This is a genomic window from Prevotella pectinovora (genome assembly GCF_041323955.1).
Classification (GTDB): Bacteria; Bacteroidota; Bacteroidia; order Bacteroidales; family Bacteroidaceae; genus Prevotella; species Prevotella pectinovora.
The window spans coordinates 2,532,008-2,552,486 of the sequence record NZ_JBGLIV010000001.1; the positions used below are offsets into that span (position 1 = coordinate 2,532,008).

A 20,479-nucleotide genomic window follows, 5' to 3' on the forward strand; every position below is an offset into this window, starting at 1 on the left:
CGATTTATAGCTTTACGGCTGGGTCATTAGCTGGTTTACCTCTTCGACAGACCGATTCTACCTTTTTACAACAAAGGTACGAAACTGTCTTTAGCAATCATAGTTTTACCTTGATTATTTTGGAGTTTATGCGACTTCGTCGCAATCTTCTGCAAACTTAGAGGTCATTAGGGCTTGCCTGGATTTTGTTCTTTTAGAAGAGTGGATTTTGTTTGGCTTTTAATGAGTAATAGCGAGCTATTACGAATTAAAAACAAGCAAAAGACGCCTTATAAAAAACAAAAGACTGCAAGCAGTAAATATAAAATACAATAAACGGCCTAATGACCGTTTTGGGTTTAATTGTTCTTTTACTTGAGGATGAACTTCCTGTCATTGATGATGTAAGCACCCTTCTTCAGACCCTTCAGACTCTTCGCATTGAGCATCACAGCCTGACCGTCGAGAGTATATACATCATAAGAAGAAGCGTTCATCGCATTCTCTATCGCCTCTATCGACAATGAGAGGGAAGCAGTGTTGGAGAATGAACTCTCCGTAACGTTGCCCTGAGCGTCGGTGAATACAGCCGTCACATTGTAGTAGTGGTCGTCGTCGATTCCTGCATCATCGTAAGAAAGCGTTGTTCCGCTCACCGAACCAATCTTCTCACCATCACGATAGATATTGTATCCAGTGATGTTGTCGTCAACACACTCAGTACCGGCCTCGAATGTAACGTCGTCGATACCGAAGAGATAAGTGTTGGCAGAAGGAGTGGTCTGGTGGATTGCGAAATACTTCGTTCCCTTAGGCACGAACACTGATATTTCCTTCCAGTTGGCACCCTCTGTAGAGAGAATCTGTCCGTCGGCAACATAAGTAGAACCAATCTTCGTGAAGCTGTCACTAATTTCCAATGACATAATATCAATGCTAAGAAGAAACCTGCAAACACTGCAAGAAAAGACAAATCGCAAGGAAAGGCTCCGCCTCTGGCAAACATTCAGACGGCGCTTCCTATCCAACCCTAACGGATAGCAAACGACAAGCATCTGACAGCGGGGAAACGGAATAATTCCCCATAATGCGCATCAAAAACACGGAATAATTCCCCAATATGAGGTCGGTTTTTATGGAATAATTCCTTTTTTTGACACCGTTTTTCATGGAATAATTCCCCAATGCTTGCGTAATTCGCTTATTATTAGTACATTTGCAGAAACTCAATCCACATATCATGTTAAAGAGGAAGTTTACGGAACAACTGGAAAAATTCCTTACCAAGGAAACGCGAAAAATACTCCTTGTTAATGGTGCAAGACAGATTGGCAAGTCTTATCTGATAAGGCATATCGGAAAGAATCTGTTCAAGCATTTTGTAGAGATAAACCTGAAAGCCGACCAGGAGGGCGAACGCATCTTTGCCACGATAAGAAGCAAAGAGGATTTCTATCTGCAACTTGGCGCAATTGCCGGCGACAATCTCGGTAACGAGAATGACACGCTGGTATTCCTTGACGAGATACAGTCGTATCCGCATCTGTTGACGTTGCTGAAATTCCTGAACGAAGACGGGAAATACAGATATGTGGCAAGCGGTTCGCTATTGGGCGTTGCCCTATCGCAGACCCCATCGGTGCCAATTGGCAGCATATCCATAGAGCAGATGTATCCGCTGGACTTCGAAGAATTCTTATGGGCGATGGGATGCGGTGAGGAAACGATAGCAGGCATCCGCAAGTGTTTTTCATCACATGAATCACTCAACGACTCCATGCACAACTACCTGTTGCAGCAGTTCAGGATATATCTCCTTGTTGGCGGAATGCCTGATGCAATAAACAAATTCAAGGAAAACCGCAACATAGCCCAGGTAAGAGCCATCCAGCGCGATATCCATGCGCTGTATAGGATTGACGCCTCACAATATGACAATGAACGCAAGCTCGTAATTCGGAAAATCTACGATATGGTGCCTTCGAACATGGAGAACAAGAAGAAGAGGATAATAGTAAAGAACATAGAAGACACCAAATCACACAAGCAGTTCAGCGACTACGCTGAAGAGTTTGAATATCTCACGAATTCCGGAGTTGCATTGCCGGTGAATGCCATCAGCAACCCGAAATTTCCACTTGCCGAATCTGAAAGCAAGAATCTTCTGAAACTGTACCTCAGCGATGTAGGACTGCTGACCAACCTGCTTTACGGAACAAACATCAAGGCTGTGTTGAAAGATGAGCGCAGCGTAAACTTGGGAGCGGTATACGAGTCGGCTGTAGCTCAGGAATTGCATGCACACGGGTTCTCGCTCCACTATTATGACAACAAGCAGAAAGGAGAGGTGGATTTCCTCATCGACGACTACGAACGCCTCACCGTATTGCCGATAGAAGTGAAATCAGGAAAGGACTACCGCATACACAGCGCACTGGACAAATTCCTTGCCACACCAGACTACAACATCAACCGTGGCGTGGTGTTGAGCAATGAACAGAAGGTACACTCGGACAAGGGCATCATATATATGCCGATATACTACTGTATGTTCTTCCTGCGCGACAACTCAAAAGAATCCGACACCATAATCCCGGAACTGACGCTTCCAGAACAAGCAGCAGATGACAAACAAGATCCTCTCTTCTGACAAACAAAATCCGAGCAAGCCCTAAATGACCGATTTAGGGTTTTATCGGCATAATCCGACAACTCTGAATTATATTTATGATTGGCGGAAATCAGGTTATAGCAGAAAAGAGGGAAGCGTCTACAAGAAAGGAGTGAGGAAAACAGACAGGAAGAGTGTTCTCGCCAGACTGCAATCTGGCCCTACAATCGAGTAGGAGGAAAACGAAGCAGTTTTCTTCCTACTTTCGTTTTCCGACCTCTCACACCACCGTACGTGCGGTTCCGCATACGGCGGTTCCTATTTTGGATACCATTCGAGATATGCCTCCATTAAAGTAGCATACCCTGCGGAGCGTAGTTTATTGTTATCTATCGCCCTTTTTAGAACAGGGCTGTCAGCTATTCGCCAATAGCCCTTGCGAGTATTACCCCATTCGTATGCTTGGTATTTATTAATGCCACATCTGATGAGGTTTGCCACTTTTGTCTTGACTTTCTTCCAAGCTTTCCATATACACATGCGTATTCGACGTCTTAACCATTCATCAGTATCAAGTAAGAGACGTTTCATATTAGCAAGATGATAATAGCCGACCCACCCTCTTATGTATTCTTTCAGCTTTTGCTTTCTCTTGGCGTATCCCCATCCGTTGCTGCGACTTGTCAATTCTTTCAACCTTGATTTCATCTTGGCTTTGGACTTTGGGTGCACTGTGAGTTGGCATTTGCCCTTCATCACATAAAAGGAGTAGCCGAGGTATTTCACTCCGCGCACATACGACACTACGGTCTTTTCCTTGTTGACTTTGAGATATAGAGTATTCTCTATAAATCGGGTTATAGACTCCTTCACTCGCATTGCTGCCCTCTTGGACTTACAAAATATCATCGAGTCATCTGCATAGCGTACAAAGGGAAGCCCTCTGCGTTCAAGTTCTTTATCCAATTCATTGAGCATGATGTTGCTCAACAACGGACTTAGCGGTCCTCCTTGGGGAGTTCCTTCCTCACTCGCTTCAAACAAGCCTTTGTTCATTACACCACTTCGGAGATATTTGTGTATAAGACTGACAACTCTGCCGTCTTTTATCGTACGGCTGAGGATTTCTATGAGCTTGCTATGGCTCACGGTGTCGAAGAAGCGTTCAAGGTCAAGGTCTACTACATAGGTGTAGCCCTCGTTGATTATCCTTTGCGCTCCACGCAGTGCATCATGGCATCCTCTTCTCGGTCGGAAGCCGTAGCTTGTCTTGGAGAATTGGTTCTCATAGATGGGAGTCAGTACTTGGTTGATGGCTTGTTGCACCACACGGTCTACTACTGTAGGTATTCCCAACAGGCGCATCTTGCCGTTGTCTTTGGGTATTTCTACCCTTTTCACTGGGTTCGGACGGTAAGAGCCGTCCATCAAGGAACGGATGAGCACATCCTTGTTGGTCATGAGCCATGGGAGCAACTGCTCGCATGACATCTTGTCGATACCACCACAGCCTTTGTTTCTCATAACAGCCTTGTAGGCTCGGTTGAGATTGGAAGGACTGAGGATTTGCTCGAAAAGGTGCTCCTTGTCGAATGGTACTTCCACGATGTTGTCTTCACACATCCACATGAAGGTCTGCACTCCCCCATACCATTCGGTTTCCGACCTATCTCTTTGGGGGCAGCCATTAACTTGGGATAATGTTTTCTGCATTCTTTCCTTCATGAGGTATGTTTCAATTACTATCGTTTAATTGTTAGGTTCAGCCCTTCGTGCAACGTTATCGACTATTGCACTACTATGGCGTCTGCTGACTTCTCACGGTAAGCTTTACTCCGCTTCTTTCGTAAAAAAAAACTATTTGAAGCGTCCGTGAGACCTCCTCGGATAAGGGCATTGTCTTTCCATCTTATACCCACTTCATTTACACCGACCGTTCCGAATAGCTATGGGGCTTTGGTCTGTGTTGCAACCTTACCCACGGTCATATGCCTTGTATGAAGTTTCTGTACGTTAGGTCAGATGTTTGCCACCGGCTTCTTTCAGATTTCACCTCACGATGAACACCCTTGCCTTTGGCTATGTAATTCCCGCTATTAAGGCTTACTCGGGACTTGCACCCGTTAGACAATGCTCGTGCCGAGCATACAACTATAAAAAGCGTACCAGCCTTTGCAGACCGGTACGCTTTTATGGTATGTTCAATGATATAAGAATCCTTACTTCTCCTCCGGAGCCTTGTCGATGAGGTCCATAAACTGGTCGAGCTTAGGAGTGATGATAATCTGAGTGCGGCGGTTGCGCTGCTTTGCAACATCAGAATTGTTGTTGGTGATAGGGTTATACTCGCCACGTCCACCGGCTGTGAGACGCTTAGGATCTACACCATACTGGTTCTGCAAAGCCTGAACCACGCTTGAGGCGCGCAGACAAGAGAGGTCCCAGTTGTTGCGGATGTTCTTCATCGAAGCGGCGCTGCTGTTAACAGGCACATTGTCGGTGTTACCCTCGATGAGCACGTCGTAGTCTTTGTAGTCCTTGATGATCTTGGCGATTTTGCTCAGAGTCTCGGCAGCACGGTCGTTGATTTCATAGCTACCGCTCTTGTAGAGCATGTTGTCGGCAAGCGAGATGTAAACGACGCCCTTCAGCACCTGCACGTCAACCTCCTTCATCTCCTCCTTGCTCAGCGAACGGGTGAGGTTGTTTGTCAGCACCATGTTGAGAGAGTCGCTCTTGCTCTTCACCTCAACGAGGTGACGGATATACTGATTAGACTCGTTGATCTGGTCTACGAGCTTCTCGATGCTGATATTGTTCTGTCCCGCATTTGCCAAGCTCTTGTCGAGCGAACCCTGCAGGGCGGCATAGTCTTTCTTTGCCTGGGCGAGCTGGTCTTCGAGGCTTGCCACGCGAGCGCGGCTTGCAGCGAGCTGCTCCTTGGAATCCTGATAGTTCTTTGTCAGCTCCTTATTCTCGTTCTGACAGTTCTCAAGGTCTTTCTTGCTGGCACAGCTACCCAACACGAGACAGCCAACAGCAAATGTCATAGCTAAAATTTTCTTGTTCATAGTTATTTTCCTTTCTTTTTTTGTTATCAATGTTTTGTGGCTTTCCCATCCCTCAAAAGGCCTCAACGGGGGATGACACGGGAATCGCGCCACGAATTTATTAATAAAGACGTGCATAACCGCTTTTTATTTACTCTGCTTAAAACATTTTAACCTGAAAACGATTAAGTTATCGTATATTAACCAAAAAAGGAGGGCTTATCCCGAATCAATCATTAGGGCTTGCCTGTATTTTGCTCTTTTAGAAGAGTGGTTTTAAATCTATAAACTTATATATCTTTTTGGCCATAAAATTTTTATTTCTACATTAACTCTTTCAGTCCTTCCAATCCTCCAAGGACTTCTCCATACTCTTCCGGCAGCTCATTTGCAGCCCGATATGTTGCAACGCCCATAGGCTTTCTTGTGTCTCGCAGAGCATACTCCACCGTCCGTTGCTTTTGTCCTCGACAAAGAATAATTCCGATGGACGGATTTTCATTGGGCAAGCGCACAAGGTCATCAAGGGCAGAGAGGTAGAAGTTCATCTTTCCAACAAATTCAGGCAGAAACTCTGTCCACTTCAACTCTATCGCCACCAAACATCTTAATCTACGGTTGAAGAAAAGGAGGTCTATGAAATATTCCTTGTCATCAACGATTAATCTGTACTGGTTGCCCATATAAGAAAAGTCGGCACCAAGAGCCATGATGAACCGCTTTATATTTTCAACGATCTTGGTTTCCACTTTGTGCTCATCCCATTCATCTACATCATCAATCTCTATGAAATCAAGTTTGTAGTTCTTGCGAAACGCCCTCATTGCCTTTTGTTTCTGTTCGCCATCATGCAAAGTTACAGCAAAATTATTGGGCATTGTGCCTTCCTTCAAATACAGTTGCTCACGTATATTATATTTAAGTTTGTCAACACTCCAAAACTCACTTGCAACACGCCTTATATAAAAAAGATGTTCATTAATTGACTCTGATCGTCTAAGTATCTCATAATGATGGGTAAACTGCACTGTAAGGAAAGCTTCCAGTGTTGCTTTATCAAATGAGGGTGTGTCATAATTGACTATGGTCATTTATGGTGCACCCTCCTTTTGTATATCGTTTAGCGAGAGCAAAACCAAAGTTTTTTATTTATTTTTGTTATATGGTGCCCCATTGTCTTAAAATTGCCATCCAGACACTCTACGAAACAGAAAATATGGCAAACACAGGCCCATTATACCGCCTTTTTCAACTTTCTACACATTTTCTTCAGATTGAAGGCAATGGCAAAGAAGGCAAAGTCCATTTCGACCTTGTCTTTTCCAAAATGTCTGAATCGTTTGTAGCCGTAGTCAGCCTTCATCTGCCCAAAGACCGCCTCTGGTTCGATGCACCTACGACCTCGATGCTTTATTCCATCCTCAGATGTCAGCCTTTCTGATGCTTTGCGCTTGTATTCCTTCAAGCGGTGATTGACTTCTATGACTCTGTTGCCTTTAGCCTTGAAACAAGATCCTCTAAGCGGGCATCCTTCGCAGTTTTGGGCTCTGTACCTTACGCTTTCCGTCTGGTATCCATTTGCTGTCTTGTCGAGCTTGGTGCCAATGCGTTCCATGTGCTGCCCCATCGGGCATACATAATAGTCTTGTTCGGCATTGTAGAAGAAGCTGTCCTGATGAAATGGACTTGGAGCATAGTGCATACGCTGCTCCTTGTGGAACATGTTGTATTTGACGTAGGCCTCGATACCGTTCTCCTCCATAAAGCGGTAGTTTTCCTCAGAACCGTAGCCAGAGTCAGCAACCTCAGTACTTGCCAGATGTCCATAGCGTGCAGCAAAGGAGTACATGAATGGAATGTATGTCAGAGTGTCTGTGGGATTGGGGAACAAGGCGTAGTTGAGAATGAACTGATTCTCGGTGCCTATCTGCAGATTGTATCCAGGTTTGGTCTGTCCATTGTTCATCGCATCCTCCTTCATGCGCATGAAGGTGGCGTCGGGGTCCGTCTTGCTGAAGGAGTTTCTCTTGCCGAGCGTTTCCTTCTTCTGTTCATAATCTGCAAGAGAGACCGCCTTTTTCTCTATCTCCTTTATCTGCTTCTTTTTCTCACGCAGTGCTTTCTTCGCCTCTTTTGCCTGTGGCGCCTCTTTCGATAACTCCTCTTTCAGACGTGATGTTATCTCGCAGATAATGGCTGGGGTTATCTCGATTGACTCGGTCTTGATTGCATTGTCCTGGGCTATAGCGTCGTCTACCTGAGACAGGAGCACGGCAAGCTGACGCTTGAGCTTGTCTATATTGCGTTCCACGTTCTTGCGCCAGACAAAGGTGTACTTGTTGGCCTTGGACTCTATCTTCGTGCCGTCGACATACTCCACATCAAGTGTGATAAAACCTTTCTCTGCCAACAGAAGAACCAACTGTGTGAACACGTTTGAAATCTCGTCTTTCACACGGTTGCGGAAGCGGTTGATGGTGATGAAGTCAGGCTTGTTGTAGCCTGCAAGCCAAATAAAGTGGATATCGCGTTTTAGCAATTCCTCTATGCGGCGACAAGAATAAATATTGTTCATGTAGGCGTAGATGATCACCTTGAGCATCATACGGGGATAGAATGCATTACGCCCTTTTACATGATAAAGTTTCAATATGTTGCTGATATCAATCTTGTCAAGCACCTTGTCGATAATGCGTACTGGAGCGTCATCGGCGATATCTTCGTCGATTCTTGAAGGAAAAAGCAGGATTTCCTTGCTTAGATTGGGAATAAATTGTACCTTTGACATATTAGAAATTTCTTTCCATAAAGGTACAAAAAAAATATGGAATAGCAAAGCCCGAGCTTGTGAAAGTTCGGGCTTTGTGATATTTTAAAAGAGGGTGTGAATTTTGACACACCCCCATTTTGTTTTCTCCTCATTCTTCGTTTTCTCTGCGTGGCGTAGCCCGAGCAAGTTGGGCTCTTTACCTTTAGCTCAACCAAAACAATCTTGTCTCCCTCATGTTTCCTTCATGTTACGTTCGTGTTACATTCGTGTCCCGTTTGTGTAACTTTTTTCATCTTTTCCGCTTATCTGCTTGCGAGATTTTGCCAATATATGTAACTTTGCAGTTGGATTAATAGTCATCAAAAATGTGTTCGACCCGTGAAGGGCCCCTGCAAAAAAAAGGTTCTTCCGTTAAATGCGTAGACGCTTGTCGTGTAGAGCGTATAGCTTTAACGTGAAGAATTCATCATTTCTGAATCCATACATTTGTCTTTTCAGCACTTTAATCTTGTTGTTTATACCTTCAGTAGGGCCATTTGATATCGGGTAGTCATACCATGCAAGTATATATGGCTTGTAGGCCCGCAAGGTAGCAGCCATTTTGACCAATGGCTGTATTTTTGAATCCATGGCCTGCCGCACCCATTCGTTTAGCACCAATTCTGCATCATCCTTGTTGGTTTGGTTCCATATTTCCCTCAAGTCTTCTTTCAGGTAATATGCAATCATCAACGGTTCATTCAAGTTCAGCACATTGTCAAGTCTTGTCTTGTATTTTGCGTCAAAGATGTCGTTGCCGTTTCTCAGCAATATCCAGCGCGTGCCCTTGATTACCTTACGCTTGTTAACGTCTTTCTCAGCATGCCACAACTGGCGGCGCAACTGGTCTATCCTTTCATTCATGAGCTTTACCACATGAAAATGATCCACGACAAGAGAGGCATTGGGGAGATTTGCCGTTACCGCCCCCGTATAAGCAGACGACAAGTCTGTGCATACGGCTTTTATGTCATTCTTTCTGTCTCCGAGCTTGTTCCAGAATTCCTCAAGCGAAGCCTTGCCGTTACCGTCACCTACAAAGACAATCCGCCCGGTTTCCAAGTCTACGACTATCGTCTTGTAAACTTGTCCCTTGTGGGTAGCGAACTCGTCTATGGATATGTATCTGAGGTTTGAAAGGTCAGGGCTGCCATACTCCTTTTGCAGGAACTCCATCTGTATGTTCCGCACCATGTCCCAAGATACATCCAGGAACCATGCAATGTCCTGTATAGTTGCAAAGCGCGACAAGTCTATAACCATATTGGCGAAAGCGGTCGTATGCCTGCGCTTGCCTTTTGCGAAATCGACATCCTCGTTCTTTATGCAGCCACAATCAGAACATTTGACACGTTGGATCTTCATCTCGACGAAAGTCTTTGAACAACCTATCGGCACGCTCACAAAGCGTCTGGCCGTGAAACCATTACGGACTACATTATGGCTTCCACACTCCGGACAGCAAAGTTTGTCTGATGGAGTTTGGATATTCAAAACTATTTTATTACTTTCGCAACGCATATCCAAACATTCTTGCAAGGATATGCCAAAAGCTTTATGCATTATGCTGGCATTCATTTATCATTGAGTTTGGTCACTACAAAGATAGATGATGCCAGCTTTATTTTTATCATAATATAAAATTTTTTTTTCTATCTATGCATTTAACGGAAGAACCAAAAAAAAGAACTTTAGAATACTATAACTATAAAAAGATGAACTTAACTATCAAAAATGTGTTTCGCAAGGCACGGCGTGCCTTGTTGACTGCCGTAGCCTTGCTTTCCGTTGCAAGCGCTTCAGCGCAGACCACCGTGCAGACCACCTTCAAGGTGTGCCCGCTCAATGTGGACGGTCTTCCCCAGAAATTTGCAGGAATCAATCTCAACCCTGACGGACCGGGTTCCGAGGGAACGCAGAAGATTGCCCAGTACATTGTGAAGAGTGGCATCGATGTGCTCGGATTGAGCGAGGATTTCAACTACAATGGCGACCTGAAGGTGGGTCTCGATGGCCAATACCAGATGGGCACATGGCGCGGACGCATCGCGCTGAACAACGAGGGTAACGTCGACCTGATGAAGCTGCGTTTCCCTACCGACGGCCTTCAGTTTCTCGTGAAGAACAGTTACTCGTTCGATGCTGAGAGGTGGGCTCCGTGGAACCAGAACTATGGTCACTTCTCTGATGGCGCCGACGAGCTCATCACCAAGGGCTACCGTTACTACCGCGTCAACTTCGGCCAGAACATCGTTGTGGAGTTTTATATCATGCACATGGATGCTGAGACCTCCGATGCCGACAACAAGGCGCGCGCCTCACAGTGGGAGCAGCTTCGCGATGCCATCATTGCCAACAACAGCGGTCTTCCGAAGATTGTGATGGGCGACACCAACAGTCGTTACACTCGCGACGACATCCTCAACCTCTTCACCAATCCCATCGTGGCCGATGGCAACTACACCGTGAGCGATGTGTGGGTGGAGAAGTGCAAGGGCGGCCTCTATCCTGAGCTGGGTAGCGAGGCGCTTGTCGTTCCTGAGGCCGACCGCACCAAGTCGAGCGCTTATGTTGCCAACGAGATTGTGGATAAGGTTCTCTATCTTAACCCCACCCACGGTGGCATGCAGCTCACCCCCAACTCCATCGTGTTCGATGCCGACAATTATCTCAAGGCCGACGGCACCCTGCTGGGCGACCACGTGCCTGTGGTCGTTGAGTTCCGCGCTGAAGGCACAACCTACGCTCCCGCCACCTCCGATTCGTTCTGGCGCGGTGAGACATGGGTGGGCAACGATCAGGCGGTCTATCTTTATAATGTGGGTAGCCACTATTTCGTGTCCAACGACTTTGCCCCCGTGGTCACCAACATCACGCAGGCTCCCATCTGGCATATCTATGGGGGCGATCAGTTTACCATCAGCAATGAGGATGGTTATCGTCTGCAAATGGGACAGTTGAAATCACACCAAGGTGTGGTGTCAGAAACTGGTGCCACCACGTTCAACAACCACGAGCCAGGTATTACCGCTGGTAGCCACCGCATCGGATTGAAGGATTTTGGGACTTTTTTAGATACGCGCACCCACTTCTTTACCGTTGCCACGGAGAAAGGAAAGAAAATATATACCGCTGCTGAGACCAAAGATGTCTACAACGACTGGCTTCTCATCTCTGAGGAACAGAAGCAGGCTTATCTCACCTATGTGGGCCTCTACAACAAGGCGCTCAGCTTGCTCGGCACTCGCGAGGACCTCGACGCCCTGCTCTCATCCGTCCTTCAAGACACCCAAAACTCCAACTACTCTCGCAGCGCCGACGACATCAAAAAGTTGCAGGATATGATCGCCGAGTATGAGCGTCTCAACGTGAAGATCACCGACGCCAAGTTTGCCACCACATGCCTGCCTTGGAACGGCATCGTGCCTGCGGGTGTCAAGGTGTTTACCGCCACGAAGTACGACGACAAGGCCACTCCCTGCTCGGTGATCCTTAAAAGCTATGAGGGCGACGTGCTGCCTCAGGGCGTTGGCGTAGTGCTCTTCTCTGAGACTCCCGGCACCTACACCTTCACACGCACCGACGCTGAGGCTGCGGCTCCCGCCGACAACATCCTGAGTGGCACCTACAAGCGCATCGCAGGCGGCAACCTCGATTTTGAGAACCACAACTATATGTTGCTTGGCAACAAGACCGCTGGCGTGGGCTTCTATCGCTTGGCCGAAGATTCCTACATTCCTGCCTATCGTGCTTACATCCTTCGCGACAAGACGGCTGCGAGCCTCATGGCCAAGGTGGTTTTCAGCGACGCCACGGGTGTGGCCCAGGTGGAAATGCCCACCAACGCCAAGGCCACAGGCGTCTATGGCATTGCCGGCGACAAGCGCAGTAAGATGGTGCGCGGCATCAACATCGTTCGCATGAGCGACGGCTCGGTGCGCAAGCTACTGGTGAAGTAACTTCCATCTCATGAAATTAGGATAACATCAAGCAAACTATAGCATCATTGGTTATGAATAATAAGAAAACATATATCTGCCGCCCTCAGACCGTAGTGGTGAGAGTGGCCGTAAGCAACATGATATGCACGTCGATTCCTTCACACGACAAATCTACCGACGAGACGATCAAAGGTGAGGAGTCGCTCTCCAAGGAGAACGTCAACGCATGGAACATGTGGGACGACGAGTCCAAATAATATCTAATAAAGATCCCTTTTTTCCAATGGCATCTCCAATCCCCGGGGATGCCATTTTTTTCATTTCATTAGTAAGCAGTTTGTGTCAAGCACAATCTTTCTCATTTGCGAGAAGCTCGTAAATGTTCATTTCCCCATGAAGGAGCGTCAAAAGGCAAATTACGCGGGCTGAAAGCCCAATGACCTCCATAGCCCAGGGCGTCGCTTCGCTTGCCCTGGGCTATGAACTTCTGTCCCTTCGGGACGTGCTGGTTTGACTTTCGACACACCCTCATTGTAATTTCATCATTGTCTGCCGAAACAGGTGAGATTTTATTTGATGTTACACTATTATTCCCTTTAAAGAATATTATTCCAACATACTATATAGCCGGTACCTTCACGTGTCTTTGAGGATAATGGGCGACACGGGAAAACATTCTTCCGCCTGGTGCCTCGTTTTTGATAGTTTTGTCGTAATTTTGCAGCCGGTAAGAAGACAGCGCCCTGAAAACGACAACAAACTACAGCCGGGGCGGAATGCAAAATCGGATAACAACAACAAAAGACAATGAAAAAGAGTTTGATAGCCCTTGCCTTCGGAACGCTGGCACTGGGAATGACGGAGTTTGTGATGATGGGCATCCTGGCCGACGTTGCCAATGCACTGGGCATAACCATTCCGCAGGCCGGACATCTGGTGTCGGCATACGCCCTGGGAGTGACCTGCGGCGCACCGCTGCTTGCCGTGGCGAAACAGTTCCGGCCCAAGAGCATACTGCTGTTTCTGGTATGCCTGATATTCATCGGAGCGCTGATATCATCGGTGGCACAGAGCTATGAGATGCTGCTCGTGGCGCGTTTCATCTCCGGACTCCCCCATGGAGCATACTTCGGAGTGGCATCTATCGTTGCCGTGCGCCTTGCCGACGAGGGTCACAAGACGGGTGCCGTGTCTACGATGATTGCCGGCATGACGGTGGCAAACCTGCTGGGAGTGCCGCTCGAAACGGCGCTCAGCGCCCACATCTCATGGCGCATGCCGTTTATAATCATATCTTTCTACTCGCTGCTCGTGATATATTATATATGGAAATGGGTGCCTCAGCTGGAGGTGACACCCAGCAACGGATACAAGGGACAGTTCCGCTTTCTGAAGACCGGTGCGCCGTGGCTCATTCTCGGTGCCACGATGCTCGGCAACGGCGGCGTGTTCTGCTTCTACAGCTACGTCACCCCGATACTGACCAGCGACGGCGGCATACCATACGAATATATGTCGGCGATAATGATTCTCGCCGGTTTCGGCATGGTGGTGGGCAATCTCGTCAGCGGAAAGCTCAGCGACCGCTACACTCCGGGCAGGGTGGCCACGGCGATGATGCTGTTTGCCGCCGCATCACTGATGTCGGTATTCATCTTCGCCCACAACGGCTGGGTGGCAGCAGCGTTCACCGTGTTCTCGGTGCTCAGCATGTTCGCCATGAGCAGTCCTCAGCAGTATCTCATCCTCAAACACGCTCCCGGCGGCGAGATGCTCGGCGGCGCCTGCATACAGATGGCGTTCAATATGGGAAACGCTGTGGGGGCTTTCCTTGGCGGACTGCCTATAGAGGCAGGTCTCGACGACAGGTATGCGGCGATTGTGGGAGCTCCGATGGCACTTGGTGCGGCTGTGCTGATGACGGCGTTTTGTGTAAAGTATGAAAAGAACAAAGTCTGAACATCATACTTTTACCTGTTTCCCCAAGACGGAATGAAGATACTTGAGTCTCAATGTTTTTTATGAGTAATAGTTGCCCATATCGCTGAATCTCAGCAAAATCGAGAATTTCTGAAAAACTGTCAGATTGTCTGGTTTTTTACTGTAATATTCTGACAAACAGAAAGTTAACCGTCTGGCGATTGTCAGGCAATTGTCTGGATGGTTTACTGATGAGAGGAATTGTCAGATGGATGGAATTGCATGCGTTGGCTGAACTCCGTAAATGGGAATGTATCGGGCTGGTATCGGAAACCAAATCTGCCCATCCGGGGCAAGCAGCGTGCCCATGATGAGAAAGCAGCTTACCCCAGTTGGGCAAGCAGCGTGCCCAATTTTAACCAGAATCGGTCATTAGAATTAAGCATGCACTAAATTGATTCCGCCAACGGGTTATCCTGTTAAGGATATTGACTGGTTTAATAATTTAAGGCTTAAAATGGCCAATTCTCTACCTGTTGGCGGAATTAATTTAGTGCATACTTAATTCTGCCAATGGGCTTGTCGTTAATGAAGTTTACGTATTGCAGAATGGTAAGTGCACTAATTTTGCCAATGATTCTGGCAAACAAACCATTCGTTATTTTCGCGTAGTTCCTGATGACCAGAAACTGGTCTGTAAGTTGTGAGAATATTGTCTCAATCCTCTTTCTTGCCTTTGCAAACGGGATGAATGTCGGTTTCCAGTCCTTTTGGTTGAGCCGATACGGACACTCCAGTCTTATGTGTGCGGTTTCGAACAAGTCAAGCTGTACGTCAGCTCCAATATACCCTTTGTCACCATAGATGCTACAGTCGTGATAAGTATGTTTTACATCCTTCATATAATGGAGGTCAGCCACACTTGCCTTTGACAGATCATAGGAATGGATAACTCCACTTAACCCACAGAGAGCGTGTAACTTATAACCAAAATAATACGTATTCTGCGAAGCACAGAAGCCGAAGTCGGGAGCTTGCGAGAAATTTCCGGTACGTCCCATCTTGCAACGTTTTCCTCTTGCAACCCTACAAACCTTTATCGGCTTGGAGTCAACAAAGAATTGTTCCTCTCCGCCATCCATTTCCATGGCAATCCTCTTGCGCAGTTCCTCACACAGGCCTGCCGTTTTCTTCCTGCGGTCATTGAACTGTCTCCTTGATATGAGATTGGGAATGTTGTCCTTGTATTCTTGCAATTTATAGTCGAACAACCACTTCTCACTATCAATGCTCTCGGTCTCTGCCGTCAAGGATAGCGCCACCACTTCCAAATCCGAAAACTTGGGAACAGGACCACGACGTGGAACATTACCCGATTCATTGACGAGATTTTCAGAGAATTGCTTGCATATCTCAAGTATTTTGACGAATTTTGTATAAAGGTTGTACATACGATGGTTTGAACTTAATGTTTTGAGCACCACTAAGTTACTAAAAATCAGCGATATGTACAACTTTTTACTCATATTTATCAACTTAAATTAATTCCGCCAACGGGTATTCTCTATATTAAAAGAAGATGAAAAATATATTTATTGCATTCTTTATTTTCACAATAATTAGTTGTTGCAGCTGGTCTACGACAATATGTGTTATAAACAAGTCAAGAAATAATTATCTTGGATGTTATTCCTATACCGATTCTTTTGGCAATAACAATATGGGGTATGACAATATTGCAGAATTTGACACATGCAAGCAGAAATCACTTGAATGGCTTAGATTTGCACATAAATATTGTCACAAAGGCGATACTTTATATTTAAAATTCCAAACACGAAGTCTTGACGAGATTTTTGAAAAATCAATAGACGGGAAAGTACGTTTCTTTTTTATCAAGGATAGTGTCTATCTGAATACCCCTTGGGATTCAATCGTAAAATATCAAATATGTGATAAAAAATATATATTCAACAAAAAAGAATTTAATCAGATCGGGCAGAAGATTGTATTAAAGTAATCAGAAATTACTGGAAACCATGGTAAATATACTATTTCATTAGTGTCCCGTTAAAATCAGGACACTAATGATGGAAAATATGAAAACAAGCATCCGATGATAGTTGTAGGTCTTGAAACAGAACGGAAGATGAAGGATTTTGGATTGAAAGGCATTGATTTTGATAATGTTTATGGCTGATAATGTATTATCAGGAAAATGTATATGGAGGTATAAAGCACATTTTCTTGCCACCAATTGTTTCAGTCTGCAATATTTTTTTTACCTTTGCACGCATAACATTTGTTAGTAAGACAAACAAACATATTAAAAGATATCTATAAACGTTATGATTCTTTTTTTCAGAACTCCTTCAAAGAGCGTGATAGCAACACAGGTTGACCATCAGCTCGACAGCAATGAGATTAACGAACTTTGTTGGCTCTTCGGAGACGCCGTGCTCGAAAAGGCAGACAGCCTCGAGGGTTTCTTCGTGGGACCACGCCGTGAAATGATTACTCCTTGGAGTACGAATGCCGTTGAGATAACACAGAACATGAATCTCCACGGCATTTCGCGTATTGAGGAGTATTTCCCCGTGAGCTCGGCCGACGCTGACCACGACCCGATGCTGCAGCGCATGTACGACGGCATCGGACAGGACGTGTTCACCGTAAATCACGAGCCGGAGCCTATCAAGCGCATCGACAACCTCGAGGAGTATAACGAGCAGGAAGGTCTTGCCCTCTCGCCAGAGGAAATAGAATACCTGCACAAAATCGAGAAGCAGCTGGGCAGACCGCTGACCGACTCTGAAGTGTTCGGCTTCGCACAGATCAACTCGGAGCACTGCCGCCACAAGATTTTCGGCGGTGTGTTCATCATCGACGGCAAGGAGATGGAAAGTTCGCTCTTCGCCATGATCAAGAAGACGACAAAGGAGAACCCCAACAAGATTCTCTCGGCATACAAGGACAACGTGGCGTTCTCGCAGGGACCGGTTGTGGAGCAGTTCGCACCGGCAGACCAGTCTACGTCTGACTACTTCCAGGTGAAAGACGTGGAGAGCGTTATCTCGCTGAAGGCGGAGACACACAACTTCCCTACTACAGTGGAGCCTTTCAACGGTGCCGCTACGGGTACGGGCGGTGAGATCCGCGACCGTATGGGCGGCGGTGTAGGCTCATGGCCTATCGCCGGAACAGCCGTTTACATGACAGCCTATCCTCGTCTGAAGGAAGACGAGCTAAGCCTCAAGGCGAGCAAGGTGGCACGTGGCGAAGACGCCGCCAAGGAATACACCGGCGAGCGCGACTGGGAAGACATCATGCCGGTGAGAAACTGGCTGTATCAGTCGCCAGAACAGATTCTCATCAAGGCATCAAACGGCGCTTCCGACTTCGGAAACAAGTTCGGCCAGCCGCTCATCTGCGGTTCGGTGCTCACATTCGAGCATCAGGAGCCTACCACTACCGACGAGGCAGAAACGAAATATGCCTACGACAAGGTGATCATGCTTGCCGGCGGTGTGGGCTACGGCACCAAGCGCGACTGTCTGAAGAAAGAACCACAGAAGGGCAACAAGGTTGTCGTTGTGGGTGGCGACAACTATCGCATCGGTCTCGGTGGCGGTTCGGTATCATCAGTAGACACCGGCCGCTACAGCAACGGCATCGAGCTGAACGCCGTACAGCGTGCCAACCCGGAGATGCAGAAGAGAGCCTACAACCTCGTGCGCGCGCTCTGCGAAGAGGACACCAACCCTGTTGTCAGCATCCACGACCACGGATCGGCAGGCCATCTGAACTGTCTGTCGGAGCTGGTTGAGGAATGTGGTGGACGCATCGACATGACCAAACTGCCTATCGGCGACAAGACGCTGTCGGCAAAGGAGATAATAGCCAACGAGAGCCAGGAGCGCATGGGACTGCTCATCGACGAGAAACACATCGAACACGTGCGCAAGATTGCCGAGCGCGAGCGTGCTCCGCTGTATGTTGTCGGCGAGACTACCGGCGACGCACACTTCTCATTCGTGCAGGGCGACGGTGTGAAGCCTTTCGACCTGGATGTGGCTCAGATGTTCGGACACTCTCCTGTGACATACATGAACGACGTGACAGTGGAACACCACTATCAGGACGCCACATACTCTCTGAAGTCTATCGACGAATACGTGGAGCGTGTGCTCCAGCTGGAGTCGGTGGCATGCAAGGACTGGTTGACCAACAAGGTAGACCGCTCCGTTACCGGCAAGATCGCCCGTCAGCAGTGTCAGGGCGAGATACAGCTGCCACTCTCCGACTGTGGTGTAGTGGCTCTCGACTACCGCGGCCACAAGGGTATCGCAACAGCTCTCGGACACGCTCCGCAGGCTGGACTCGCCAACCCGGAGGCAGGTTCAGTATTGTCGGTGGCTGAATCACTGACCAACATTGTGTGGGCTCCGCTCGCCGACGGCATGGACAGCCTCAGCCTGTCGGCAAACTGGATGTGGCCCTGCCGCTCACAGAAGGGCGAGGACGCCCGTCTCTATGCTGCCGTGAAGGCGCTCAGCGACTTCTGCTGCGCTCTACACATCAACGTGCCTACAGGAAAGGACTCTCTGTCGCTCTCTCAGCAGTATCCTAACGGCGAGAAGATCATCTCTCCGGGAACTGTCATCGTGACGAGCGGCGGCGAAGTGAGCGACGTGCGCAAGGTGGTATCGCCGGTGGTAGTGAACGACAAGAATTCTTCTATCTATCATATCGACTTCTCGTTCGACGAACTGATGCTCGGCGGAAGTGCTTTCGCACAGAGCCTCGGCAAGGTGGGCGACGACGTGCCTACGGTGAAGAACCCGGAGTATTTCGCCGATGCATTCAACGCCGTGCAGGAGATGATAAAGAGGGGCTGGATAATGGCAGGCCACGACATCAGCGCCGGTGGTCTCATCACCACACTGCTTGAGATGTGTTTCGCCAACGCCAAGGGCGGTATGCACATCAACCTGCACGACATAGCAGGCGACGACGTGGTGAAGATGCTTATGGCTGAGAACCCGGGAGTGGTGGTACAGATTTCTGACGACCACAAGCAGGAGTTCAAGGAATTCATGGACGAGGCAGGCGTAAGCTTCGCCAAGATCGGATACCCTACTCCTAAGGAGCGCACCATCACGGTGAAGGCTGGCGACTACAAGCATGAGTTCGACATCGACAAGCTGCGCGACGTATGGTATAAGACTTCTTATCTGCTCGACCGCGACCAGAGCATGAACGGATGTGCTGCAGAGCGCTACAACAACTATAAGGAGGAGAAGCTGGAGATGAAGTTCAACAAAGACTTCACCGGCAAGCTCGAGCAGTATGGCATCTCTGCCGACCGCCGCACGGCGTCTGGCGTGAAGGCTGCCATCATCCGCGAAAAGGGAACAAACGGTGAGCGCGAAATGGCTTACTCTCTGTATCTCGCCGGATTCGACGTGAAGGACGTGATGATGACCGACCTCGTGAGCGGCCGCGAGACTCTGGAGGATGTCAACATGATTGTGTTCTGCGGTGGATTCTCTAACTCCGACGTGCTCGGTTCTGCCAAGGGATGGGCAGGTGCATTCCTCTTCAACCCTAAGGCTAAGGAGGCACTCGACAAGTTCTATGCCCGTGAGGACACCCTGTCGCTCGGTATCTGCAACGGATGCCAGCTGATGGTGGAACTCAACCTCATCAACCCTGAGCACAAGCAGCGCGCACGCATGCTCCACAACAAGTCGCACAAGTTCGAGAGCAACTTCCTCTGTCTCACCATACCGGAGAACAACAGCGTGATGTTCAATACTCTGAGCGGCAACAAGCTGGGTATCTGGGTGGCCCACGGCGAGGGCAAGTTCTCGCTGCCTGAGGCTGAGTCGGAATACAATGTGATTGCCAAGTACAGCTACGCCGGATATCCTGGCAACCCTAACGGTTCGGACTACAACGTGGCTGGTATCTGCTCTAAAGACGGCCGCCATCTGGCTATGATGCCTCACTTGGAGCGTGCCATCTTCCCATGGCAGAACGCCTGGTATCCTGCCGACCGCCGCAACGACGACGTGACGCCATGGATCGAGGCATTCGTGAACGCACGCAAGTGGATTGAGAACAAGACGAAGTAAGAGGAAACGAATCTTACGGACGGAACCGCAGC

13 protein-coding genes are annotated in these 20,479 nt (G+C 47.9%); 6 read left to right on the forward strand and 7 right to left on the reverse strand.

Features of this window, described 5'->3' with window-relative positions; all coding sequences use genetic code 11:
• Positions 1-350: 350 nt before the first annotated feature.
• Positions 351-905, reverse strand: coding sequence for a hypothetical protein (locus ACDC99_RS09905; protein ID WP_330071033.1), 555 nt, complete (start codon positions 903-905; stop codon positions 351-353).
• A gap of 314 nt (positions 906-1,219) precedes the next feature.
• Between ACDC99_RS09905 and ACDC99_RS09910 the strand changes: the two genes are divergently transcribed.
• Positions 1,220-2,629, forward strand: a complete 1,410-nt coding sequence (locus ACDC99_RS09910; protein WP_370756672.1) for an ATP-binding protein — start codon at positions 1,220-1,222, stop codon at positions 2,627-2,629.
• A 279-nt stretch (positions 2,630-2,908) separates the two neighbouring features.
• Here the strand turns inward: ACDC99_RS09910 and ltrA are convergent, their stop codons facing one another.
• The 5 genes from ltrA to ACDC99_RS09935 form a co-directional block, all read right to left on the reverse strand.
• Positions 2,909-4,315 (reverse strand): group II intron reverse transcriptase/maturase, encoded by a 1,407-nt coding sequence (gene ltrA / locus ACDC99_RS09915; protein ID WP_044075172.1) that lies wholly within the window; start codon positions 4,313-4,315, stop codon positions 2,909-2,911.
• A 494-nt stretch (positions 4,316-4,809) separates the two neighbouring features.
• The gene (locus ACDC99_RS09920; protein ID WP_022316861.1) at positions 4,810-5,661 is read right to left on the reverse strand and encodes an OmpA family protein; all 852 of its coding nucleotides are present in this window, start codon (positions 5,659-5,661) and stop codon (positions 4,810-4,812) included.
• A gap of 302 nt (positions 5,662-5,963) precedes the next feature.
• Positions 5,964-6,731 carry a PDDEXK nuclease domain-containing protein gene (locus ACDC99_RS09925; protein WP_370756673.1) on the reverse strand — a complete coding sequence of 256 codons (768 nt, stop codon included), beginning with the start codon at positions 6,729-6,731 and terminating at the stop codon, positions 5,964-5,966.
• A 143-nt stretch (positions 6,732-6,874) separates the two neighbouring features.
• Positions 6,875-8,428 carry an IS1182 family transposase gene (locus tag ACDC99_RS09930; protein WP_052484730.1) on the reverse strand — a complete coding sequence of 518 codons (1,554 nt, stop codon included), beginning with the start codon at positions 8,426-8,428 and terminating at the stop codon, positions 6,875-6,877.
• A 393-nt stretch (positions 8,429-8,821) separates the two neighbouring features.
• A complete protein-coding gene (locus ACDC99_RS09935; RefSeq protein ID WP_042517111.1) occupies positions 8,822-10,027 on the reverse strand; it encodes an ISL3 family transposase in 1,206 nt (401 codons plus the stop codon).
• A 137-nt stretch (positions 10,028-10,164) separates the two neighbouring features.
• On the opposite strand from ACDC99_RS09935, the gene ACDC99_RS09940 reads away from it, so the two are divergent.
• The 3 genes from ACDC99_RS09940 to ACDC99_RS09950 all read left to right on the forward strand — a co-directional run bounded on the left by ACDC99_RS09940 (position 10,165) and on the right by ACDC99_RS09950 (position 14,349).
• Positions 10,165-12,408: an endonuclease/exonuclease/phosphatase family protein gene (locus tag ACDC99_RS09940; protein WP_370756674.1), complete on the forward strand. Its 2,244-nt coding sequence runs from the start codon at positions 10,165-10,167 to the stop codon at positions 12,406-12,408.
• A gap of 53 nt (positions 12,409-12,461) precedes the next feature.
• A complete protein-coding gene (locus tag ACDC99_RS09945) occupies positions 12,462-12,647 on the forward strand; it encodes a hypothetical protein (RefSeq protein ID WP_278841424.1) in 186 nt (61 codons plus the stop codon).
• Positions 12,648-13,197: 550 nt separating this feature from the next.
• Entirely contained in the window at positions 13,198-14,349 is a 1,152-nt protein-coding gene (locus ACDC99_RS09950) for an MFS transporter (RefSeq protein ID WP_370756675.1), read from the forward strand.
• A gap of 506 nt (positions 14,350-14,855) precedes the next feature.
• On the opposite strand, the gene ACDC99_RS09955 is transcribed toward ACDC99_RS09950, so the two are convergent.
• The gene (locus ACDC99_RS09955) at positions 14,856-15,836 is read right to left on the reverse strand and encodes an IS982 family transposase (protein ID WP_370755793.1); all 981 of its coding nucleotides are present in this window, start codon (positions 15,834-15,836) and stop codon (positions 14,856-14,858) included.
• 53 nt (positions 15,837-15,889) lie between these two features.
• Here ACDC99_RS09955 and ACDC99_RS09960 point away from each other — a divergent pair, with 53 nt between their 5' ends.
• Together ACDC99_RS09960 and purL are read left to right on the forward strand one after the other, a co-directional pair.
• On the forward strand, positions 15,890-16,330 hold the full coding sequence (locus ACDC99_RS09960) for a hypothetical protein (RefSeq protein WP_022316858.1): 441 nt from the start codon (positions 15,890-15,892) through the stop codon (positions 16,328-16,330).
• A 328-nt stretch (positions 16,331-16,658) separates the two neighbouring features.
• Positions 16,659-20,447 carry a phosphoribosylformylglycinamidine synthase gene (gene purL, locus ACDC99_RS09965; protein WP_044072897.1) on the forward strand — a complete coding sequence of 1,263 codons (3,789 nt, stop codon included), beginning with the start codon at positions 16,659-16,661 and terminating at the stop codon, positions 20,445-20,447.
• Positions 20,448-20,479 lie beyond the last annotated feature (32 nt).